This is a genomic window from Flavobacteriales bacterium (genome assembly GCA_016704485.1).
GTDB lineage: Bacteria > Bacteroidota > Bacteroidia > Flavobacteriales_F > PHOS-HE28 > PHOS-HE28.
In genome coordinates this window covers 81,205-104,810 of sequence record JADJAA010000001.1, presented here as the reverse complement: position 1 = coordinate 104,810, position 23,606 = coordinate 81,205, and the positions used below count along the sequence as shown (strand labels likewise).

Annotated in this window: 15 protein-coding genes; 11 read left to right on the top strand and 4 right to left on the bottom strand. The window is 51.1% G+C overall.

Features of this window, described 5'->3' with window-relative positions:
- Nucleotides 1-12: 12 nt before the first annotated feature.
- Nucleotides 13-1,506, top strand: coding sequence for a T9SS type A sorting domain-containing protein (locus IPF95_00415; GenBank protein MBK6473158.1), 1,494 nt, complete (start codon nucleotides 13-15; stop codon nucleotides 1,504-1,506).
- Nucleotides 1,507-2,001: 495 nt separating this feature from the next.
- Entirely contained in the window at nucleotides 2,002-7,239 is a 5,238-nt protein-coding gene (locus IPF95_00410; GenBank protein ID MBK6473157.1) for a M36 family metallopeptidase, read from the top strand.
- Nucleotides 7,240-7,333: 94 nt separating this feature from the next.
- Here the strand turns inward: IPF95_00410 and IPF95_00405 are convergent, their stop codons facing one another.
- On the bottom strand, nucleotides 7,334-8,497 hold the full coding sequence (locus IPF95_00405) for a hypothetical protein (GenBank protein MBK6473156.1): 1,164 nt from the start codon (nucleotides 8,495-8,497) through the stop codon (nucleotides 7,334-7,336).
- Between the two features lie 155 nt (nucleotides 8,498-8,652).
- Here IPF95_00405 and IPF95_00400 point away from each other — a divergent pair, with 155 nt between their 5' ends.
- The 6 genes from IPF95_00400 to IPF95_00375 all read left to right on the top strand — a co-directional run bounded on the left by IPF95_00400 (nucleotide 8,653) and on the right by IPF95_00375 (nucleotide 14,421).
- Nucleotides 8,653-9,198, top strand: a complete 546-nt coding sequence (locus IPF95_00400) for a methylated-DNA--[protein]-cysteine S-methyltransferase (GenBank protein ID MBK6473155.1) — start codon at nucleotides 8,653-8,655, stop codon at nucleotides 9,196-9,198.
- Nucleotides 9,199-9,210: 12 nt separating this feature from the next.
- Nucleotides 9,211-9,837 (top strand): toxin-antitoxin system YwqK family antitoxin, encoded by a 627-nt coding sequence (locus IPF95_00395; protein ID MBK6473154.1) that lies wholly within the window; start codon nucleotides 9,211-9,213, stop codon nucleotides 9,835-9,837.
- A gap of 93 nt (nucleotides 9,838-9,930) precedes the next feature.
- A complete protein-coding gene (locus tag IPF95_00390; GenBank protein ID MBK6473153.1) occupies nucleotides 9,931-10,602 on the top strand; it encodes a DNA alkylation repair protein in 672 nt (223 codons plus the stop codon).
- A 33-nt stretch (nucleotides 10,603-10,635) separates the two neighbouring features.
- On the top strand, nucleotides 10,636-12,474 hold the full coding sequence (locus IPF95_00385; protein ID MBK6473152.1) for a hypothetical protein: 1,839 nt from the start codon (nucleotides 10,636-10,638) through the stop codon (nucleotides 12,472-12,474).
- A gap of 58 nt (nucleotides 12,475-12,532) precedes the next feature.
- Nucleotides 12,533-14,062, top strand: a complete 1,530-nt coding sequence (locus IPF95_00380) for a hypothetical protein (GenBank protein ID MBK6473151.1) — start codon at nucleotides 12,533-12,535, stop codon at nucleotides 14,060-14,062.
- A 20-nt stretch (nucleotides 14,063-14,082) separates the two neighbouring features.
- On the top strand, nucleotides 14,083-14,421 hold the full coding sequence (locus IPF95_00375) for a n-acetylglutamate synthase (GenBank protein MBK6473150.1): 339 nt from the start codon (nucleotides 14,083-14,085) through the stop codon (nucleotides 14,419-14,421).
- Between the two features lie 30 nt (nucleotides 14,422-14,451).
- Here IPF95_00375 and msrA read toward each other — a convergent pair whose 3' ends face one another.
- Nucleotides 14,452-15,117, bottom strand: coding sequence for a peptide-methionine (S)-S-oxide reductase MsrA (msrA, locus tag IPF95_00370; protein MBK6473149.1), 666 nt, complete (start codon nucleotides 15,115-15,117; stop codon nucleotides 14,452-14,454).
- 219 nt (nucleotides 15,118-15,336) lie between these two features.
- Here msrA and IPF95_00365 point away from each other — a divergent pair, with 219 nt between their 5' ends.
- Nucleotides 15,337-17,466: a T9SS type A sorting domain-containing protein gene (locus tag IPF95_00365; GenBank protein ID MBK6473148.1), complete on the top strand. Its 2,130-nt coding sequence runs from the start codon at nucleotides 15,337-15,339 to the stop codon at nucleotides 17,464-17,466.
- An 84-nt stretch (nucleotides 17,467-17,550) separates the two neighbouring features.
- On the opposite strand, the gene IPF95_00360 is transcribed toward IPF95_00365, so the two are convergent.
- Together IPF95_00360 and IPF95_00355 are read right to left on the bottom strand one after the other, a co-directional pair.
- The gene (locus IPF95_00360) at nucleotides 17,551-18,075 is read right to left on the bottom strand and encodes a hypothetical protein (GenBank protein ID MBK6473147.1); all 525 of its coding nucleotides are present in this window, start codon (nucleotides 18,073-18,075) and stop codon (nucleotides 17,551-17,553) included.
- A 295-nt stretch (nucleotides 18,076-18,370) separates the two neighbouring features.
- Entirely contained in the window at nucleotides 18,371-20,296 is a 1,926-nt protein-coding gene (locus IPF95_00355; GenBank protein MBK6473146.1) for a DEAD/DEAH box helicase, read from the bottom strand.
- Between the two features lie 195 nt (nucleotides 20,297-20,491).
- Here IPF95_00355 and IPF95_00350 point away from each other — a divergent pair, with 195 nt between their 5' ends.
- Both IPF95_00350 and IPF95_00345 read left to right on the top strand, forming a co-directional pair.
- A complete protein-coding gene (locus IPF95_00350; protein ID MBK6473145.1) occupies nucleotides 20,492-20,662 on the top strand; it encodes a hypothetical protein in 171 nt (56 codons plus the stop codon).
- Nucleotides 20,663-20,673: 11 nt separating this feature from the next.
- Nucleotides 20,674-23,505, top strand: coding sequence for a hypothetical protein (locus tag IPF95_00345; protein ID MBK6473144.1), 2,832 nt, complete (start codon nucleotides 20,674-20,676; stop codon nucleotides 23,503-23,505).
- Nucleotides 23,506-23,606 lie beyond the last annotated feature (101 nt).

The following is a 23,606-nucleotide window of genomic DNA, read 5'->3' as shown; positions in this document are numbered from 1 at the left end:
ATACCACCGAACATGAACCGAAAAGTACTCACAGTATGTCTTGCATTCTCGACCATCGGCATGATGGCGCAAACCCCAGCTGGTAACGCATTCCGGATCGATTATGCGGAATACCAGGCAACGGGTGCGATCAAGTTACTTAACGCAGGTAACAACGCAATACTGAACCCTGGGGATCAGCTTACGGTAATGTGTTGGATCCAGTTGCGAGATATTGGCGATAACCAGAAGATCATCGGTAAGTTCAACCTGGATAACACGGGCTTCATTCTGGGAGTGGATCAAGGTCGGGTGTACAGCGAAGTGTGGAATCCGACTCATTACGAAACGTTGGATGGGCTTATGAACCCAACTGCACAACATTGGCATCATATCGCGATGACCTATGAGCGTGGTGTCGCGATCAAGGCCTTCATGAATGGGATCGAAGTAAGTTCGGATCCCGTTTCCAACGCGCCGATCTCGAGTAGTACCAATCCGCTAATAATCGGTGTTTCGTCCTGGACAACCATGAGTAACTTTCAAACGTTCGGGAATATCGACGAGATAGCGATCTACAATGTCGCACTTACGGAAGCCGAGATCAAGAGCCGGATCTTCAGATCGATTTCCGGTTCGGAAACAGGGCTGATCGCGGGATATGATTTCAACGTCACCTCTGGAACGAGTGTGCCTGATCTTTCCGGAAATGGCAATACGGCCAATGGCAGCGCCACGTTCATAGGTACGGAGTGGGTTACTTCCAAGGCTCCAATAGCGGATGACAATACCGAAGTTACTCTGGAGTTGGATGCCGTTTGGAACGGAAAGAGTTTCATGGATCCACGATTCACCTCAACAACACACGGGTTGAACCTCATCGCATTCGGGCTTGATACAACGGATTATGCGGTGTTCGGTCATAACGGCGGGATCGGGATCACGGCCGATGATATCCCGACCAATGCACCGGCAGGTTTCATGCGCACCCAGCGCATTTGGCCGCTAACCAGCTTGGGTGGGGCGAGCATGGACATGGTGGTGAATATTGCGGCTGCATGTGCGGGTGGAACACCGCTCGACATTACGCAGCCCGCTGCCAACTACACGCTGCTTTGGAGACCTGCTGGTTCAACCGTTTTCGCTGCTGTTGCGAATGGTTCCAGCTTTACGAATGGTGTTGTAACATTCGATGACCACGTTCCTGCAAGCGGAGCTTACTGCATAGGTGTTGGAAATTCAGCCATTCCGATAGGTATTTCAGAATTCGAGAACAGCGTGTTCGTTCGCGTAGAACCGAATCCGAATTACGGTCAATTTTTTTTGAACTTTGAAAGTTCTGAGGTGGGCCTTGCGGCGGTGGAGATCATGGATGCAACGGGAAAGATCGTCCTACAAAAGACGATCCGCGTTAATGGTTCCGCCGTGCGCGAGCCGATCGATCTTGGTGCTGTTGCGAAGGGAATCTACATGGTGAAGTTGACCATTAGCGGAACCACTTACGATCAAAGGGTCGTAGTGCAGTGATCGCGTGAGTTTGGCGTGATAGTGATCAAGGGTATTTGCGAGTATCACATGGTAATTGCCAAGTGATAGCGGGTCCGTATTATTGGGTTAGACGCTCGTGCTTTTAGCAACTGTGAACAACATTACTTACGGCTGCTCCAACACTGCTTCCATTTAGGTCTGGTTGTTCACCTTTCGTTTGGCACCTTTTGATGAATTCTTCGCTTCGGATCTGACGGTACCAGCGGCACAACCACACACGCTATTCATCTCTCTTTTTTTAGATCCTGAAAGCTGGTAGAGAGATATCGGCGAAGGTGTTGATCGATCCCTGATGAACACTGCCGGATCCATAAAAAGCTTTGATCTACAGCGAAACCCACGGTAATACCCTAAATTCGCGATACACTTCCAGTAAACATGCTTCAACGACAACTTCTCCTTTTTATAGGATTCGCCCTGCTATTCCCGATCGCTTCATTTGGCCAGTCATCTTCAGAAACAAGTATCAGCGACGTGCGAAAGATCCTTTTGGATCAAGGGTTCATGGCCGACGATGTGGCCGATCTGGTCGTTAAGGACAACTACAGAACAGCCCACAATGGCATGGAACACACGATCCTGCGTCAGCGCTGGCAAGGTATCGAAGTGTTCAATGGTGATATCGCCATTCACCGGGCAAGCGATGGTCGCATAGTGAAGTTGAACAACGGTGTTTGGCGTTACTGCGCAAAGACGGCGGATGAGCCAGTTCCAGTAGTAACTGCATTGCAAGCACTCACGTCCACCTTGAGGGCTGACTTGCCTCATGTGTCGATCCCTGCGCAGATCGGGATCGAGCAGGATGGACGGAAATTCATTTTCGATGGAAGTGATCTTGGGGAAGAGCCTGCAACCGTGGAATTGATGTACCTGCCATTGGAAGGGAGATTACGTCTGGTGTGGAATGTGAACCACTATTCAGCCGATGGGAGCCATTGGTGGAATGTCCGGATCGATGCGCATTCAGGTATTGAACTTGATCGCAATGACTGGGTGAGCCAGTGCGGTTTCGGCGATCATCCATCTTGTACTGAAGAGGACGTTTCCTCAACAGCTCCGCTCGCACCCGCCGTAGCGAACGACATGCATGTTTATCCAATGCCTATTGAAAGCCCGAATCATGGTGCGGCGACTGTGGTGAATGCCCCTTGGGTCGCGGGTCTGAATGGCTCTCCCTTTGGCTGGTACGATACGGATGGCGTAGCTGGTGCGGAGTACACCTACACGCGTGGGAACAATGTCTTGGCGCAAGAGGATGCGAACGGGAATAACGGTACTGGACTCCGGCCCGACGGTGGCGCCACGCTGGATTTCGACTTCTCGATCAACCTTACCCAGCCACCTGCCAATTATCAGGATTTCGCGCTTACCAATCTCTTCTACTGGAACAACATCATGCACGATGTTTGGTACGAGTACGGCTTTGATGAAGCCAGCGGAAATTTCCAACAGAACAACTACGGAAATGGCGGCGCGGGCGCGGACTATGTGCTGGCTGATGGGCAGGATGGCAGCGGTACCAACAATGCCAATTTCGGGACCCCACCGGATGGCACCCGACCCAGAATGCAGATGTTCTTGTGGAACCTTACCACACCCAACCGGGATGGGGATCTGGACAATGGGATCATTGCACATGAATATGGCCACGGCATAAGCACACGCCTCGTAGGCGGACCAGCCAATTCGAATTGCCTCAACAATGCTGAACAAATGGGTGAAGGCTGGAGCGATTACTTCGGGTTGATGCTGACCATGGTTCCCGGAGACACACGCACTGGGGAACGTGGTATCGGGACCTATGTCCTTGGAGAATCCGTAACAGGACCCGGTATTCGACCAGCACCTTACACCACGAACATGGGCGCGAATGGATACACGTATGCTGATATCAATAGCGTCTCGATCCCTCATGGTGTTGGATTCGTTTGGACTACGATGCTCTGGGAAATGACATGGGACCTGATCGATGCATACGGTTTCGACCCCGACCTGTATAATGGAACGGGCGGTAATAATATCGCGATGCAACTGGTTATCGACGGCCTGAAACTTACGCCATGTAGTCCTGGTTTCGTGGATGCACGCGACGCTATACTCGCAGCAGATGTTGCCAATAACGGAGGTGCGAATCAGAACTTGATCTGGTCCGCATTCGCTCGTCGCGGCCTCGGATTCAGTGCAACTCAAGGAAGCACCAACAACACGAATGATCAGACCGAAACCTACGACGTACCCTTGGCGGATGACATTGGTATCTCGGTAGTGTTGACCCCTGGTTCTGGTGATCTTGTACTATGTGGTACCACCCCGCTGGCCGTCAGCGCAACGTTGAGGAACTTTGGCTTGCAACCGCAGAGCGGATTCAACGTCCGCTACTCGTTGGATGGCGCACCATTTGTCACCGAAGCCTACGTTGGCACCTTGGCAGCTGGGGCCAGCGAAACCTTCACGTTCGCACAGACGATAACAATAAACACAACAGGGCCACACTCGCTTTCCGTTAGCACGGTGCTGATCGGAGATGAATACCCAGGAGACGACGCGTCCGTTCAGTCCATTAATGGTGTTAACGGTACAACGGTTTCCGCACCACTTGTCGAGGATGTTGAAAGTGGGCCCGTTACTCCTGCTGGATGGAGTTTGCAGAATCCTGACAACGGCACCACTTGGGTGACCGCAACGGTTACGGAAGGAGTCCTATGCGCCTCCACCACGGCATGGACGATCAACTATTATTCGTACAACGCACCTGGCCAAGAAGACCGCTTGGTTACCCCACAGATCGATCTCTCCTCAACCACCGCGAATCACCTCCTATTCGACCATGCCTATGCGCGTTACAGCGCCACTTATTTCGATGGATTGCGGGTTGAGGTCAGTGCGGACTGCGGAAGTAGTTGGGTTCCTGTGTTCGACGAATCAGGGACCTCGCTTGCAACCGCAGCGGACAACACAGGGGCCAATTGGGAACCAGCCGATTGCTCCGATTGGACAACGAACGACATTGATCTGAGCGCCTATGATGGTCAGGTCATTACACTCCGGTTCGCAGGTGTTTGCGGATATGGACAACGACTGTACCTCGATAATGTGAATGTGAGCGGTACGGTTGTGGAAACGGTTTATTTCAGTCGCGGAAATGGCACGATGTCTGATCCGATCTGGAGTACAACTCGCATTGGAACGCCCGCTGTCGCTATCTGGGACGGTAGCAAGGACATGACGGTGCAGATCGGAAATACGATCACAGTAACTGGAGATCATACCGTAAAAGCACCGATCGTGGAAACCGGAGGGGCATTGGTCCTGAATGGGTTCACGACACTGACCGCCACCGGCGATCTACTCCAAGTGGATGGAACGATCTCAGCCGCCGATAACAGCGCAGTGGTCCTGAACGGTACAGGGAATACGACCATCATTGGAACTTCGGCATTGGATCTTTGGGACCTTGAAACCAACACTCCGGCTGGCACTGCCTTGAGTACTCCACTGTCGATCCGCGGGACACTTCAACTTACCGATGGCTCCTTCGACGCGAGTGCATCCAGTGTGACCCTCGTGAGCAACGCGAGTACGACCGGCAGACTTGGTGCCGTAGCGCCGACCGCGGACTTCATAGGTGATCTTACAATGGAGCGCTATATTCCAAGTGGAGCGACGAATTGGCGGTTCCTAGGAAGCCCTGTCGATGGTGCCACGGTTCAATCCTGGAACGATGATTTCATCACCGCAGGCTTTCCGGGTTCTGACTACCCGAATTTCGATAGCCCTGTCGGAAGTGGGATACTCTGGCCGAGCATCCGGTGGTATAATGAACCATTAGCCGGCGCGGATCAGTCGATCGGGATCACTGGTGTTCCGAACACAAGCCAGTTACTTGGTCCCGGACAAGGCTTTGCAGCGTGGTGTGGTGATTCGCTCGGAGGTACTGCGGAATTCAAATTGGACGTGAACGGAGCGCCCAACATCGCCTCCACACCGATCGCCCTACCCATGACCTGGACGGGCTCAGGAAATCCAACAACAGACGGCTGGAACTTGGTAAGCAATCCTTTGCCAAGTGCTGTTCTTTTCAGCGACATTACCCTCGGTGCCGACGTGGCCGGATACATTACCTATTACGATCCGTCCAATGGGAATACCGCTGCTTACGATAAGGTAAGCCAGATAAGTACGGGCAATGCGACCGATGTGATCCAAAGCAGTCAAGGATTCTGGCTGAAAGCGACTGGGCCTTCTGTAACCACAACAATCGGCGAAGCAGCCAAAATAGATGACAACAGCGGCGGCTTTTTCGGCGGCGATCAGATCAACATCGCTCAGCTAGTGCGATTGCAGGTGAGCAGCGCGATCAACGAACTCAGTGACGAGACGGTGATCCATTTCGGTGCCGGTTCGCCTGGTTCCGATCCTGCTGACGTCCTGAAGTTCGTCTTCGCTCACCCGGCTGCTCCACAGATAGCAACAGGTGCAAGTGGAACCCAATTCGCCATCAACGCATACGGTCCGTACAATGCTCAACTCGCGATACCTGTTTTCGTGAACGTTGCGATCAATGGCACCTACACCATTTCGGCCAGCAACATGGAAAACCTTGGATTAACGTGTTTGACACTGGAAGACCTCGAGACCGGTGCGACAAGCGTATTGGCTGAAGGCAGCACGGTCGACTTCACGATCAACGCTTCGGACGATCCGACCGCGCCTCGTTTCATTCTTCACGGTACCGCTCCAATGGACCTGCATGCCACGGATGCGAGTTGTTACGGAGTCGCCGACGGACTTGTTGAATTGGAACTTGGCTCAGGTAATTTCGATATCAACGTAACCGATGCTTCTGGGAGTATTATTCAGGCACAGGCTGGAGCAAGCGGTTCGGTGTCCCTTCAAGGAATGCCCACGGGCCAGCTTATGATCCATGTATCAGGTATTCCTGGTTGTGGCGAATTGTCACAAGCATTTTCCATCCAAGCACCAGCGGAATTAGAGATCACAGCGCTAACTAGGACTGCGCCACAGTGCGTCCATGGAACCGATGGTAGCATCCTGTTCGATGTGCTCGGTGGCACAGAACCGTACACATTCCTCTGGAGCGACAACAGTACCGATAACACATTGGTCGGAGAAGCCGGGTCCTACGCCGTATCCGTTACTGACGCGCATGGGTGCACATGGACGAGTCCAGTGATGGATATTCCTTCAGCACAAGAAGCAAGGGCTGATTTCTACGTTCCGCTTGACCCGATCCTGGTAGGTACGGAAGTCTTCCTCGCTAACAATAGTCAGTTGTCCGAGTCGTGGTCATGGGATTTTGGTGACGGTAATACGAGTACTGAATTTCAGCCTGTACACATCTGGGAGCAACCGGGTATTTACGCAGTGGAACTCACAGCAAGCAGCCGAAATTGTTCAGATATACTCGTGCGCAACGTGACGGTCGAAACAGCAACAGGAGTACAAGGCGATCCCTCCGCCGAAGCACTTCGTGTGTGGAACTCACCAAATGCGATCGTGGTTACAGCGTCTGAACGGATCGACCATGTGGAACTTATCGATGCTTTAGGACAACTTGTAAGCGCTCGTTCATCCACTTCAGAAGGTAGTCGTCTGGAGATCCCGAATGCAGACCTTCCATCGGGCATTTGGTTCGTGCGTGTTACTATGGGAACACAACAGCACACGTTTAGAGTTCCGCTGATGCGATAGTGAGGACGATAATTCTTTCGACCTCAATGGCCAAGGCAGAGATCTACAGGGCGAGATCGTGATGCTTCATGATCTGGTTTTCATGTAGGATAATTCACGGCTCCGGTACCGCCTCTTCCCATGTCTGGTTGTTCACGTTCGGGTCGGTGTTCGGGTTATAGGTTGCGTCATTGCTCGGAATGTATTCGCCACTGCTGTTCATCCAATACTGATCCGATCCGGCATCGACCTGATATTGTTGGCCATTGGTCGAGTTGGTCACCGTGTTCTCCTCGTAGATGGAATTGATCGTTTGGTGTTGCATGCGGTCCTGTGATGCACTACGGTCATTGTATGCGTTCATACTGGCATTGTTAACCGCATCCCACGTGCTTCGGTGAGTGGCTTGTTGCTGATCGAAGGCGGCTTGGTTCTGCTGCATGCGCGAATTGTGTTGCGACCAGCTTTGGTTGGCCTTTTGTTGTTCGCTGGCATTGTATGCGGCTATCTGCTGCGGGTTGTCCTGGGTATTCACTAGACCATTGATCAATGCCATTTTCGCGTTCTCATAAGTGGACTTCTCGGCTGTTAATGCTTGCAGCGATGCATACCAATAGCCATCGTTCTGTCCTTGGTATATGGTCATGTTCACGATCATGAAAAGGTGTTCACCTTCATTGTTCAGCCATTCCGTACCCATGGCGAAATTGTGTTCCTGCGAGGGCATGGCTTTGAACAATTTTCCGCTATAGGCTTTATTGCGTGCCGCGATCTGGGGTAAAGGAGCTTGCTTAATAAGTTTATGTCCGTTCTTGGCCATTCCAGGGACCAGGTCCTGCTGGATGTATGCACCGATCTCCAATGGAGCGCGCATTTGCTGGCCGGTCTGTTGGTAGCTTCGTTGAGTATTGGGGTCGTTGGAATACGAATAGGATCCGCCATTCCGGTAAAACACTTTTACACCACCAGGTCCAACAATACTTGGCTCATCTCCGGAAGCGGTGGGTGATATTCTCCAGGAAGCCGGTAGCGGCATTTGATACATGACCATCCCGGTCTTCTGATCCATTACGGGGTGCATTGTCAAGTTGTTATTGCCAGTGTTGGAGAACACACCTTGGTCATCGGATGCGAATTGATCACCGCCCGTACCTTGATCGTCCGAAAATTCGAATTCGCCGTACGCGGCATCATCATTTGGATCATTCTCCGAATTGCCACCGCAACCTGTAGTAAGGATCAGAACAAGTGCAAGGACAGGAAGGGCTAAGCGTTTCATTGTGATGTTGTTTATTGTGATGTTCGAATTGACCACTAATTTAATACGTCCAGGTGAGCAAAACCACTACATCCCCATAATGAGGGAGGTCAAGGGAGGTAAGAAAGAGGTCTATCTTTAGGGACGAACCAGTTCAGCGCACCAATGAGATCGGTATGTCACGGATAATAACCCAGATCCTCCCGACACCATTCGGGGAATTGCTCCTTGGGTCTTTCAAGGACGACTTGTGTTTGTGCGATTGGCGTTACCGGAAAATGCGTATTACAATTGATGCACGCATCCAGCGCGGACTTGACGCTTCTTTCGAAGAAGGTGATTCACCGGTCATTGAAAAAGCCATTGCACAACTGCAACTGTATTTTCGAGGTGAGCGAACAGAATTCGACTTACCTCTCAGTTTGGTGGGCACGGATTTTCAATGTGAGGTATGGCAAGCATTGCGAAATGTGCCTTACGGGAGTACATGGTCCTATTCAGAACTTACATCCAAGATAGCTGAACCAACGGCGGTTCGGGCTGTAGCGTATGCAAATGGCGCTAATGCCATCAGTATCATTATTCCGTGCCATCGAATTATCGGTGGTAATGGTGCCTTGGTGGGCTACGCCGGAGGACTGCGTGCGAAGAAGGAATTATTGGAACTCGAAGGGGCGTTGCCAAAGACCCTCGATCTATTCAGTACGTTAGCAGAGAATTAGCACTTTCTTGAAATGCGATATTTGATCATACTATGTCTCATTACCTGCGTATCGGATAATTATGCGCAGTACATGGATACGCTGTATCTGGAGAATTCAGCGTACAAATACAGTGTCACAGTGCCGTTGAAGCCAGGAAATGGCAGAACGCGCGTTTCATACTATGACGAGAATGATAGGCTGAAACAGAGAACGGAGTTCAAAAATGGTAAAATGCATGGCAAGGCGCTCTACTACTATGACGATGGTGTACCGCAACTTTTCTTGTTCTACAAAAAGGGGGAACTACATGGTAAGATCACAACCTATCATCCGAACGGTGGAATAGAATGGGTCAAGGGTTACAAGAACGGTGCGCTTCATGGGGAACGAGTAGCGTGGGATCTAAGTGGGAAATTGCTGGAAGGTGAGAATGTATTCAAGGTTCCTTTCAGCGACGTAACTACTGTTACCATGTGCTACAACGGTAGGCCTGATGGCGACTTTGTTGCGAAACACCCTAATGGAAGAATTGAGTTCGCAGGGCACCACAAAATGGGGTTCCCGCATGGTGAATTCAAGTTCTACGACGAGAATGGTGAACTGACCCGAACTGATATTTATCGGAATGGACGGTTCATTCGAATGAAGGATCAATAATGCCTTTGTTCTGGATCGTATATCATTCAGGAACCGGCCAGAAGCGTTGAAACAGGACCACGTGTACTTGATCGGTCATCAGCATTACTTCAAATGCATCCTTATCTAGTCCCGCTCCACGTGGTTTTCAAGCAGCATGCGAACGCTGTGAATGCAATAGCAATGAGCGCATATATGAAGGGTCATTTTCCATTCTTCGGAATTAAGACACCGTTACGCCGGGAACTTTTGAAAGAGCATATCGCGATCCACGGTAAGCCATTGTTGGAGGAACTACCCTTCATCGCACGATCCGCATTTTCATTGCCGGAACGTGAGATGCATCAAGTGGCTTTGGATCTGATGATGAATGCTGCAAAGAAATTGGGACCGGACGATCTGCCATTGTTGGAAGACCTCATTACAACAAAAAGTTGGTGGGATACGGTTGATGCACTGGCGGTGAACGTAGCAGGAGTGATCCTGAAGCGTTATCCGAATGAGATAAGGCAATGGAATGCGCATTGGATGAAGAGCAAGGACCTTTGGTTGAACCGAACGGCGCTATTGTATCAATTGAAATGGAAGGAGGCGATCAATGAAAAGCTGTTGTTCACCAACATCGATGCGCTGGCAACGCATCCGGATCTTTTTATTCGCAAGGCCATCGGTTGGGTGCTTCGTGAATATTCGAGTACCGCACCGGATAGCGTGCGGGCTTATGTAGATTCCCGATCATTGTCGCCGTTGAGCGTGCGGGAGGCTTTGAGGAAGTTGCCTGAATGATCCGCATGATGGAGCATCTTTGTACGGCATTGGATGGCACGCGAATCAACGACAGAAACTTTGAAGGTCGCTAGTGGCTCACAGTGGAATATGCGCAACCGCCCTTCACTAGTAGTGTTGTTCGGGTTGTGTGCGTTGATGTTGATCCTGCGTTCCACCGGTTCCACGAAGAGTGCGCTGACATGGGACGTGTTCGGGTATTATCTCTACTTGCCGGCCTACTTTATTCACGATGACATTGCTTTACGGGATCACGCCTGGCTGGATCAGGTCATGGCCACCTACGAGCCGTCATCAACGTTCTATCAGCTGGTCGATGCGGAGGATGGTGCTCGGGTGATCAAATACAGTTCGGGGATGGCCGTTGCCTATGCACCGTTCTTTTTCATAGCACATGCTATCGCAGGCCCGTTGGGATATGCTGCGGATGGTTTTTCGGAACCCTATCGTTGGTTGGTGACATACGGTGCGCTGATCTATATCCTGATCGGTCTGGCATTGCTCCGACGTGTGCTGCTGCACTTTTTCACGGAAGGATGGACAGCTATCCTAATGATCACGATCGTTCTCGGAACCAATTATTTCCAGTTGGCTGTGTTCGATGGAACGTTGCTCACGCACCCTTTCTTGTTCACGCTTTATGCAGGGCTCGTCTTGTTTACGATCAGGTGGCATGACGATCCGAAACCAGGAACGGCATTCTTGATCGGTGCGTTGATCGGGTACATAACGTTGGTGCGCCCATCTGAAATTGTATGTGTGTTGATCCCGATCTTCTGGGCTACACAAACTGGTTTTTTGGCAAAGTGGAGATCAGTGGCTCGGAATCCACATCACCTTCTTATCGCTTTGGTAGGGTTACTGATATTCATTGCACCGCAACTTTTGTATTGGCATACGGTAACTGGCGACTGGGTGTTCTACTCATACGTGAACGCCGGCGAAGGGCTGGATCTAGGATCGCCTCACGTGAAAGAATTCTTGTTCAGCTTCCGGAAAGGATGGTTCGTTTATACTCCGTTGATGGTCCTTGCGATTGCAGGGCTTTTAGCATTATGGCAAAATGGAAGGAACGTGTTCTGGGCACTAACGGTCTTTTTGATCGCTGATGTTTATCTGATCAGCAGTTGGACGAATTGGTGGTATGCCGGTGGCAGTTTCAGTGCGCGCGCCATCGTACCCTCTTTCGTGCTTTTAGCGATCCCGCTCGGTTTCTTATTGCGTGATCTGGCCACGATCGGCTGGGCTAGGACTTCGGCAATGATCGGTGTGTCCGCATGTGTCGTTCTCAATCTGTTCCAGACTTGGCAATGGAATAACCGCATTCTGAGCAAAGAACGAATGACCGCTGGATATTACGCAGCGATCTTTGGAAGGACAACCATTCCAGAAGGCGCCGAACGGCTGTTGTCCGTTGATCGTTCTTCGAGCACAGCTGAGTTCTTTGCAGATTCCACCGGATACGTGGGACGCACATTGTTCTTGGACAATTACGATGATCGACCGAACGGTGAATTGATACTGTCACAAGACAATGCGTTCGCCTCCGGCCCCGATGAACGATATGATGCGCTCACGAAGGAGGACCACGTATGGATCCGTGCAACTGCCCGCTTGTGGGTCGGTGATAGCATCGTAGTGCCGCCGTTGATGGTCATCTCGTTCCATCACGAAGGTGATGCGTACAAGTACAGGACTGAGCCGTGGGTCATACCACCGGATGCACGGAATGAATGGGTAACGAAGACCATGGATTATTTATCTCCGGAAGTGCGTAATGTGGCCGACAATGTGAAGGTCTACATCTGGAACCAAGCCGGGAATGAGCAGCGGATCGATGATCTGCGTGTTGATGTTTATGAACCGGAATGAGTTGCCCTGATCCGATCAAAAGTAGCAAATGAATGCCCGCAGTTCAATCTGGAGCAGGATGGAGCCCTGGCTTTTTTGGATCATAACGACGATCCATGTCGTACCGCTATTTGTATCGAAGTGGTTCATAACGTTGGACGGTCCTGTGCATTTGTATGGTGCGCGACTTGTGAAGGATCTGCTTCTCAATGAACCGTTCATCAGCAAGTTCTTTCACCTGAATCCCTATCCGGATCCGTACTGGTTCGGACAAGCTTTCAGCGCTGTCTTGATGGTGTTCATACCTGCTTGGATGGTGGAGAAATTGGTTTGGGGAAGTTGCATCATCGGCCTTGCATGGTCATTCCGTTTCTTCATTGGCACGATCGCTCCGGAACGTAAGTGGGCCACGTTGTTGATCACGCCTTTTCTGCTGTCACATACCATTTGGATGGGATATCAGAATTTCTGTTTGAGCTTTCCGTTGATGTTCGTTGCGATCGCATTGGTGATGCGCGGTTTACATGGGTCACGAATACACGTTTCCTTATTGGCGCTGGTATTGCTCGCTCTATATTTCGCTCACCTCTCTACGTTCTTTGTGACCATAGCCGTGATCGCAAGTGTCATCGTGTGGCTAGCGATCGTTAAGGATAGTGCCGACCCAAAGCAACTTCGTCGGGTAGTGGTCGCACTCGGAGTGTCAGCAATTCTGCCGTTATTGTTCACGGTGCTTTACTTCAGCCATGTACCCTCTGCTGAAGTTTCCAGTACCCGGATCGAACCGCTTGAACTTGTATCAATGATCTGGAGTGGTCGCGTATTCAATGGGTTTGGACTGGTCGGAGAGCATGTTGTTTGCGCGGGTATCGCATTGACCTTTTGCCTTTTCGGCATAGCGGCGATGATCTTTCGTTTCAAACAGTATGGTCGTCAAGTGCTTCGAACGGATAGTTGGTTGCTGGTCAGCTTAGCGGGTCTTGTAGCTTACTTCATCCTGCCGGATGCAATGGCTGGTGGATTCAATACCTCCGCTCGTCTGTTGTTGTTCGCGATGCTATTTCTGTGTTGTTGGCTTGTTGTATCACCTGCACCGAACATGCTATTAGTGATTATCATGGTTATCATCGTTCCGTTGGACCTGTACCATCTGAAGATCCAGAGCGAAGGTTCTGCCGGATTGGGCAAGGAATGTGATGAGTTCCTGAGCTTGAGTCCTGCATTACGCGATGGAATGGTGCTTTTGCCGCTGAACTATAGTAGCAATTGGTTGCACAGTAATTTCTCCAATTACTATGGCGTGTTCGATGATCATGTAGTAGTGATGGATAATTTTATCGCGACTACGCAATTCGGACCGGTGCAATGGCGTGATGGCATGTCGCCGCTCGATGGTGTGGGAGATCATACAGTGAGCAATAACCCGTGTGTTCTGTTGAATGCATACGCTCAGGGGACGAAAGAGCAAACGAATGCCGTCCTAACCTGGAAACGCGAGAGTGCACAAGTGGACAGTTGTTATACCGATGTAGGTCGGCAACTCGATGTTGATTTCATTGAAGGTGCAGCATCGCCGTTCAGAGATGCCATTCTTTACCTGAGAAAGTAGAATGTTTTGAATTGGAGCAAATGATAGACTACAACGAGCGGCGTTTTCGGCCCGTGAGTAATTCACCGAACGGAGAGATCTCCGAGGAGGTCCTTTTCCATTACCACCAAAAGGGTAGTGTTGTTACGTGTTCTTATCAAGGAGGCCGGATCACTCAAGGTCACCTGATCGCTCTGGTAGATGATAAAGGCTGTTTGGATATGCGTTATCACCAGGTCAACGAACTGGGAGAGTTGATGACCGGAACATGTCACTCAACACCAGAGGTACTGCACAATGGAAAACTGCGATTGCATGAGGAGTGGCAATGGACAAGCGGTGACATGTCGAAAGGAAGCTCCATATTAGAAGAGATCTGAAGGTCTGCTCAGAGTGGGAAACAATAGGAGCTATTTCAGCACTTCAGGAAGTTGTTGCTTGAATCGATCGAACCGGGGAATTGAAACTCCTTGCACATACCCTTCGTTCGGGTGCAAGCGAACGTAATTCTGGTGGTAGTCCTCGGCAGGCCAGAATTTCTCGAATGGAGTGATCTCCGTAACGATTGGATCGTCAAAGGTGCCAGAAGCGTTCAATTTTATGATCGTGGCTTCGATCTGCGCTTTTTCCTCAGGCGTAGTAAAAAATGCGATCGAGCGGTATTGGGTGCCAGCATCGGGGCCTTGCCTATTTGGAGTAGTAGGATCCTGGCTTGCGAAGAACACATCGACCAAGGTCTGAAAGCTCACCACTTTGGGGTCGTAATACACCTCAACTGCTTCTGCGTGACCAGTTGCTCCACGGCCTACCTGCTCGTACGTAGGATTCTGCTCCTTCCCACCTGCGTAGCCGGAAACCACCTCTGCTACGCCGCGAACGCTTTCGAACACCTCTTCAACGCACCAGAAGCAGCCACTAGCGAAATAGGCTTTGGTATATCCTGCGAGATCTTGGTCAGAAAGGTCAGCACCAGTTAGTTCGCTTAGCTTCAGTGCCGTTTCATTTGATGCTCCGGTCGTGTTGCAGGCTGCCAAGGAGATCAAGGATGTAAGAAGTAAAGTTGTCTTGGAGTTCATTGTTGAAGTTGTCGGTTCGAGTTGGTCGCCCTGACGAAATTGTGTTTTTAATTAACGTTCTGGTTTTGGTCTCCTCGGGCGTACTCGCGATCGTCAGTGTTATGGTATACAGCTCGTCTATCAGAGCTAACCACCTGAAATACTTGCCAAAAGGTACCCGAATTGCCGAACTTTGCGTCCCTTTTGTTGCTTACACTAGTGCGAAGTTCCCAGGAACCGATGAAACGAGCCTTGCTTTTCCCTCTGATAGTTGCGTTCTATGGATGCGGTTTTGGTCAAACGACCAGTCCTAGTAATGCCAAGGCAGTGCGTGTAATGGCAACGATCCCATCGGGCGGGACGTCCATTATGCTCAAGTGGAATAGTTACACTGGGGCTAGCGGATATTCCATTTATCGCCGAGCCAATGGTGCAACCAGTTGGGGCAGTGTTATTGTCGATCTTCCAGGATCGGCACTAAGTTATTCCGATGCTACCGTGCAAGTTGGGTCTGCGTACGAGTACCGTGTTGTGCGATCTGGGGGCGGGTCAGCATACGGATATATCCGTTCCGGTATCCGGGTGCCTGAAGTTGGATATCGTGGTCAGTTGATATTGTTGGTGGAGAGCAATGCGGCTGCATCATTGGTCGGTGAATTGGCTGAAGTGGAAGATGATCTGCTCGCGGACGGTTGGATCGTGAAACGCCATGACGTTCTTAGTTCTGCTACAGTGAATTCGGTCAGATCGCTTATTAGAGCAGACTATGATGCAGCACCAACGGAAGTGAAGGCTGTATATGTTATTGGGCACGTTCCTGTACCATACAGTGGTAGCGTTAATCCGGATGGTCATCCGGAACACCGCGGCGCTTGGCCATGTGATGGCTATTATGGTGAAATGAATGGCACATGGACGGATAATTCCGTGAATACGGTTGCGAGTAATTTCAGTTGGAATCATAATGTACCGGGAGATGGAAAGTTCGATCAGAGTGATTTCACTTCGGCAGTTGAGCTGCAAGTAGGGCGAGTGGATTTTGATGATATGCCATCGTTCCCCGAAGGCGAGCTGAATATGCTGCGCGGTTATTTCGCGAAAGCACATGAATGGAAAACGGGAGAATTCACGGTGCCAATACGAGCTTCGGTGTGGGATGATCTTCAATGGGTATCTGATCCACTGAGCATGTCGGGATATCAAAGCTCAGCAGCGTGCGTAGGCTTGGATAGTATCACGGAACTGAGTATAGCCACTGGTCCATACGTTCAGCATTATTTGAACAACGACGATCTTATCATGTATCAAAGTGGCACAGGACTTCAATTACCTGGCCCCGGAGGAACCGTACTTGCAGGCACTACCAATGGGCTATCATCGTTCGACATGGTGAATAATTCCCACGGTGCAGTATTCAACATGTCCTTAGGATCCTACTTCGGTGATTGGGACAATAGTGACAATTTCCTGAGGGCTGTTCTTGCGCGAGGCAATGGACTTGCGCATGTTTGGAGCGGTATGCCGAATTGGTATTTACATCCGTTGGCTATGGGCGAGCCGATCGGTTATTGCGCCCTGCGCTCCATGAACAATAACAATCAGGACTACACATTGCAGAATGGTGGGTGGCAAGGTCAGTCGTTGGGCCGTGTGCAGATGGGCCTTATGGGAGATCCCACGGTACGGATGTTCTATACTGCTCCACCCACCTCCTTGGTCGTATCCAATTCTCAATGGTATTCATCGTTCAGTTGGCAGCAATCCCCGGTGGCGGTCGATGGATACCATGTGTACAGGATCGATGAGGTCAACGATACCATCGTGCAGCTAACGTCAACACCTGTTACCGGAACGGCGTTCACATCCACCGAACAATACATGGCCGACACGCGGTACATGGTGCGCGCAGTCAAGTTGCGCACTACGGCATCAGGTTCCTATTTTGACCTATCCTTAGGTGCAATAGCCGTAGGCACCGGTCTGCAAATTGCGGATTGTGAGAACGTTGTCGGAGGTGCTGCCATACCAGGTAGCCCTTGTGATGATGGCGATGAGACTTCTATCAACGATGTTTATTCGAAGGATTGCAGCTGTGCAGGGTCACTTGTTGGCATTGATGAATACCAGAAGACTGGAGCCGCAATATGGCCTTCGCCTGCCGATGATGTGCTTTACGTGAGAACCGAGGAGATCGGAGGGGTCATACAGGTCAGGTCGCTCACGGGTGCCTTGGTGATCTCACGGGCCATGCTCAACACGAATGAGCAGGTGGAGACCAGTGCTTTGGATCCCGGGACGTATATATTGGAGTACAGACCTGCGGACGCGAATGCGTTAAGCTCGGTGCACCGGTTCGTTGTGCAGCATTGAGACGCGGACATAGCAGTTTCCAGATACGGGATCGCATTTGTTGGAAGCCAAACGTAATGTAAACCATACCCGATAACTAACGCTTCAGGAACGGAATCGCTCTAGCTTTTTTCTCGCTTTAATAGCACGTGATCGGACCGCTGGGTCAGGATCAACTCGTAACACTTCCGCGATCAATAACTTCATTTCAGTTGCTAGTTCGGGATAGAGTTGAACCATGCGCATGGCCACGGTGATCGCATAGGCCCGGGATGCAATGGGTTGATATGGATCAGCCAGGATCGCCATCATTTTGTCCGTGATCATTCCGTGATGCCGCTGCGGCAACTCCATGAATTGAAAACTGCGGATAATGTTGCGGTGTGTGCCTTGGTGCAGGGGCTCATCCAAGAGCGAGAGCATTTGTCCAGTCCAGCTTTTGGCTAGTTCTGGTCGATCATCGCACACCTCGGAAAGCACCCAAGATGCCATTTGCTGTTCGCGATCCGTTCCGCGCAGCACCATGTGCATCAATAGCGTTAATTGCGCAGTGTTCGAGCCAATGGATTCACGCACACGATCAATATTCTGCTTGATACGGCCTTCTGCAAGTGTGGTAGCAATATCCATCCCGCTTGTAAAAGTAGAAGAGAGAGAGGAGTAAGCAGTTAGCCGTTCGCGAAGTGCAGTGGGCAGTTAGCAATAGCAGTTTGCAGTTGGCAGTTTGCAACGCGAGCAGCTTGCCATCGTTCATACAGACAGTAAAACAGATAACCATCAACGAGTTACAGCCAAACCAACCACCAACAAGACCCGAAGCCTGATCGTTACAGTAATAGTGATTGAAGGGAATCAGTAATCCGCCACTTTAGGCGGAAAGAATCAGGAACGTCATTCCTGACCGCGCCCCGGAAAGGAATTAATACTATTTGCTCTTCCGTTCCTTTTTCGGGAACTTAGGCTTAGGCTCGTAGAATCCTTCCTTCTTTTTGAAGCCGCCGCGATCATTACCGCCTTTATATCCACCGCCACCACTGCCGCGATCGTCGCTACCCTTATAGCCTCCTCCGCCGCGATGTCCTGCACCGCTTCCGGAGCTGCCTTTGTAGCCACCTCCGCCGCCGCCTTTTCCTTTATAGCCACCGCCGCCGGAACCGCCTTTGTATCCACCGCCACCTTCACCACGTGATCCATCTCCGCCACCTCCGCGTGGGGCACCACCGCCTTGGCCACCTGCAGATTCATCAACACGGATGCTGCGTCCTTTATAGTTGGCGTTAGCAAAAGAGTTCTTCACTTGCTCGAAATGATCGGGTTCAATATCCACGAATGAATAAACGTCCTTGATCATCATACGGCCAATGAGTTCACCGCTCAGGCCGCTCATGCCGCAGATATAGCCGAGCATTTTGCCTTTGTCGAAACCATCAGCAGAACCGAGATTGATGAATAACTGCCTTCCAGTACTGAACCGCTCCGCAGATGTTGGACGCTCAGCACGCGCGCTGTGATCCTTGCGGCTCATATCCACGTTCAGGTCATACGACTTGCGCTGCGACTCCAGAATACGGTTGAAGGCCATGCTCATGAACCGTTCGATCAGTTCTTCCTTGCTGAATGCATCTAGCTCAACGCGCGCTTCTGATATCAATTCAGATAATCCTTCATGATCAACCTCCACGTCCTTCAACTTCTTCATGTAGGACATTACCTGCTGCTTACCGATCTCAGCGCCACCCGGAATACGCACATAAGTGAAGTGGGTCTTCAACGAACGTTCCAAATGACGCACCTTGTTCACATCGCGAACACCAATAATGCTCAACGAGATCCCTTTTCGCCCTGCACGGCCGGTACGACCGCTGCGGTGGGTATAATTCTCCGCCTCACCCGGAAGGTCAAAGTGGATAACGTGTGTTACATCCTGTACATCGATACCTCGCGCAGCAACGTCCGTAGCGATCAACATGCGAATGCTCCGAGCACGGTAACGACCCATAACATGGTCGCGTTGAGCTTGGCTCAGGTCACCGTGAATAGCATCGGCGTTATAGCCGTCCTTCACTAAGGCTGTTGCCAGATCCTGTGTTTCGTGCTTCGTGCGGCAGAAGACAATACCGAAAAGGTCCGGATCCGCATCAATGAATCGCTTCAATGCGGCATAACGGTCCTTTGAATGAACCACGGAATATTGGTGGTCGATGGCTTCTGCGGTCTTCGCGGAGCGGTCAATGCTCACTTCCTCGAATTCGCGCATATACCGTTTGGCAATGCGGCGCACCTCATTGCTCATGGTCGCACTGAAGAGCCACGTGCGCTTATCCGGTGGTGTGGTCTGTAGGATCTCCGTAAGGTCTTCCTGAAAGCCCATGTTGAGCATTTCGTCCGCCTCGTCCAGAACAACCACATCCACTGTAGAAAGATCAACAGCCTTGCGACCCAACAGATCCAATAAACGACCAGGCGTAGCCACAATGATCTGTGCACCACGCTGAATGTCGCGTATTTGGTCACGAATGCTGGAACCGCCATAGACCGCAACAATGCGGGTTCCCTTCATATTCGCCGCGAACTTCTCCATGTCCTTGCTGATCTGCACGCACAATTCGCGCGTAGGGGCGAGGATCAACCCTTGAATACTACGGTCCTGCGGATCCAGGAATTCGAGCATCGGAAGACCAAAAGCAGCGGTTTTTCCGGTTCCGGTCTGGGCAAGTGCTACCACGTCCTTTTCTGATTTCAACATCAGTGGAATGGCCTTTTCCTGAACAGGAGTAGGTGTGGTAAAGCCAATATCAGTAAGGGAACGAAGAAGTTCCAAACGGAGACCTAGCTCTTCAAAAGTGGACATAGTGAATGGGGTAAACTGGGTATAAACCCACCGTACGGCGGGCGGAATGGGCGGCAAAGGTACGGCGATCCAGCGAGGCAGGTTGGTCAGAACTATCTTTGGCCGCTTCAGATGGATCCTTTGGAAGCAAGTATGCCGGGCACGTTACGTACAATTCTCATTTTGATAGCCGTGTGGTGGATCCTTCGGATGTTGATGAAACGGAGCATTAACAAGCGGTCCGGAGGAAGTACACATTCCACGACCGTGCGACCACTGGATCAACGGCCCAAAGGTGAAATACGCGTTGAGAACGCTCGTCCGGACAAGGACAGTTCCGTTACGAACGGCACGATCACGGACGCGGATTTCGAAGAGATCAAATAGACAAACTACCCATGAATACGATCGCGTGGAAACGTTTCATCCCTGTTGTAGCAGCCCTGGCGCTGTTCTATGCGTTAAGTCTGATCTACTTCAGCCCTGTATTGGAAGGCAAACAGCTTAACCAGCACGACATTAAGCAGTGGCAGGGTATGGCCCATGAGGTGGAGGAGCACCGTGCTGAAACCGGTGAAGAGGCCCTCTGGACCGGCAGCATGTTCAGCGGAATGCCAGCCTACCAGATCAGTGTTATCTGGAGTGCGAACTTGCTGAAGTACGCGGATTCGATGTTCCATGGTTTCTTGCCAAGGCCTGCAAGCTTTCTGTTCCTGTACTTGCTGGGTATGTTCGTGTTGCTCAGGATACTGAATGTTAACCCGTGGCTAGCGGTGGTCGGCGCGATCGCGTTCGCATTCTCGTCCTACTTCTTCGTGATCCTTCCTGCGGGGCATACTAGCAAGGCAAATGCCATCGGTTATATGCCCATGGTTCTTGGCGGCGTGTACATGCTTTATCGTGGGAGGATGTTCTTGGGCGCCGCATTGCTTGCATTGTTCCTCGGGCTGCAGGTAATGGTCAACCACGTGCAGGTGAGCTATTATTTGGCGATCTTGCTCGTTCTCTTTGTATTGGCCGAGGCAGTGCGGGCATTCCGGGCAGGTACCGCTGCCGATTTCCTGAAACGGTCCGGGCTAGGTGTGGTTGCTGTAACGTTGGCCTTGCTGTGCAACATCGGAATGCTTTGGAGCACGCTGGAGTATGGCAAATTCAGCACGCGTGGCAAAAGCGAATTGACGATCACTCCCAGTGGGGCATCCGCGGAAGGCGTGCGTACCGGCGGTCTGGATCGTGATTATGTTACCCAGTACAGTTATGGGAAACAAGAGACCTCCACGTTCCTGATCCCCGATGCTAAGGGCGGTGCGACCGGTGCCATCGGAACGGCGCCGGAAGACCTGGCCAATGCTCCACAGCAGTTCCGCAAGAATATTTCGCAAATGAACCGGTATTGGGGCGATCAGCTCAGCACCTCCGGGCCGCAATATGCTGGTGCCGTTATCATGCTGTTGATGTTCCTAATGCTACTGCAGACCGAAGGCCGCGGTCGATGGTGGTTGTTGAGCTCATTGCTCTTGGTCCTCGCATTGATCCAGATCTCGAATGCCGCACCGTTCTCCTTGGATGGCGAAGCGACGATCGGTGGAATAAAAGCATCGGTACTATCCGGCTTACTCGTGATCATCTATTTGGTCGTTGGACTTGTGCTGATGCGAGATGCATTGGTGTATGCCTTATTCAGTGCACTGCTGCTGACACTTCTGTTGAGCTGGGGAAAGAATCTGATGCCGCTGACCGACTTTTTCTTAGAGCACGTGCCAGGGTATAACAAGTTCCGCGCTGTCACCATCATATTGGTGATCGTGGAATTGGCCGCACCGGTACTGGGTATTCTTTACTTGGATCGAATGATCAAGAACGGTGGCTGGACACCTACGATGCAAAAGAGGTCATTGATCGGGATGGGAGTATTGGTCGGGTTTCTTTTGGCGGCAATGGTGATGCCCGATTCACTGTTCAACTTCGTGAGTGACCAGGAACGCGAGTCGTTCACTGCACAGATGGAAAGCTCTCCGGAGCAAGAAGGGCAATTGCTGCAATTCGTGAATGGATTGAAGGATGTACGGATCGGAATGTTCCGTGCAGATGCCATGCGCAGTTTCGCTTTCGTTGCGGTAGCATGTGTGCTGATCTACCTGTTCGGTAAGAAGAAGGTCGGTGTGCCCGTATTGATCGCAGGGTTGGGTCTCTTGATCCTTGTCGATCAGTGGACCGTTGATAAGCGGTACATGAACAACGAAAAGGACCGTGGCCGATTAGTTCAATGGGTGGACCAGGAAGCGTATGATCGGCCGTACACTCCTGACGAAGCCGACAAAGCCATCTTGGAGGCCGAATGGACACCAGCTGCACAGACCGATCACGAAGCGAATATTGCAAGGCTCAAAGCTGAACAAGGAGGTATTAAGCCGCTCAGTAAAGAAGATGAATTGAGTGCGCGATTCAGCAGCCTGCGTAAGCATGCGGATTACCGTGTACTAGCATTGGCGAATCCGTTCAACGATACCAAGGTGAGCTACTTCCACCGCAGTTTAGGCGGCTATCACGGTGCCAAATTGAAGCGCTACCAAGAGTTGATCGAGTTCCACATTTCACCGAGTATGCAACGTGTTATCGGCATGCTTCAGAGCGGTACGAGCATCCCTGCAATGGATAGCTTGATGGCCAACGAGCACGTGTTGAACATGTTGAATACGCGCTATCTCATTTACTCTGCGGAGCGTGCACCCATCCGCAACAACAATGCCTTTGGTAACGGTTGGTTCGTTGATGATCTTAAGTGGGTGAGCAACTCCAACGAAGAGATCATGGAACTTGGATCGATCGATCCACGCACCACAGCTGTTATTGATGAACGCTATCGCGCAGCATTAGGTTCAATTGCTCCGCAGCCGGATCCGAGTGCCTCTGTGGAATTGACGACCTATGCCACAAGTGAACTTACGTACAAGGTAAGATCCGCGAAAGGTGGAGTAGTGGTGTTCAGCGAGATCTGGTATGGTCCCGATTGGAAAGCAAGCATCGATGGGGTACCTGCCGAGCACGTTCGCGCTGATTATGTATTGCGTGCCATGGCCGTGCCAGCAGGTGAGCACACGATCGTGTTCAAGGTGGAAAGCGAACCATATAATACATCCAGACCTTTCGCATTGGCGAGCAGCAGCTTGGTCCTTTTGTTAGTGTTGGGTGCGTTGGGTTATGAGTTCAAACAAAACAAGCTGGAGTGATAAGTCCTATTTATCCCGCACAGTTGTGGAACCATTTCATTTGTGTTTGGTCTCAATGCCCGTGCAGAGGCTCCGTTCAGAGTTCTACATTCTACATTCTT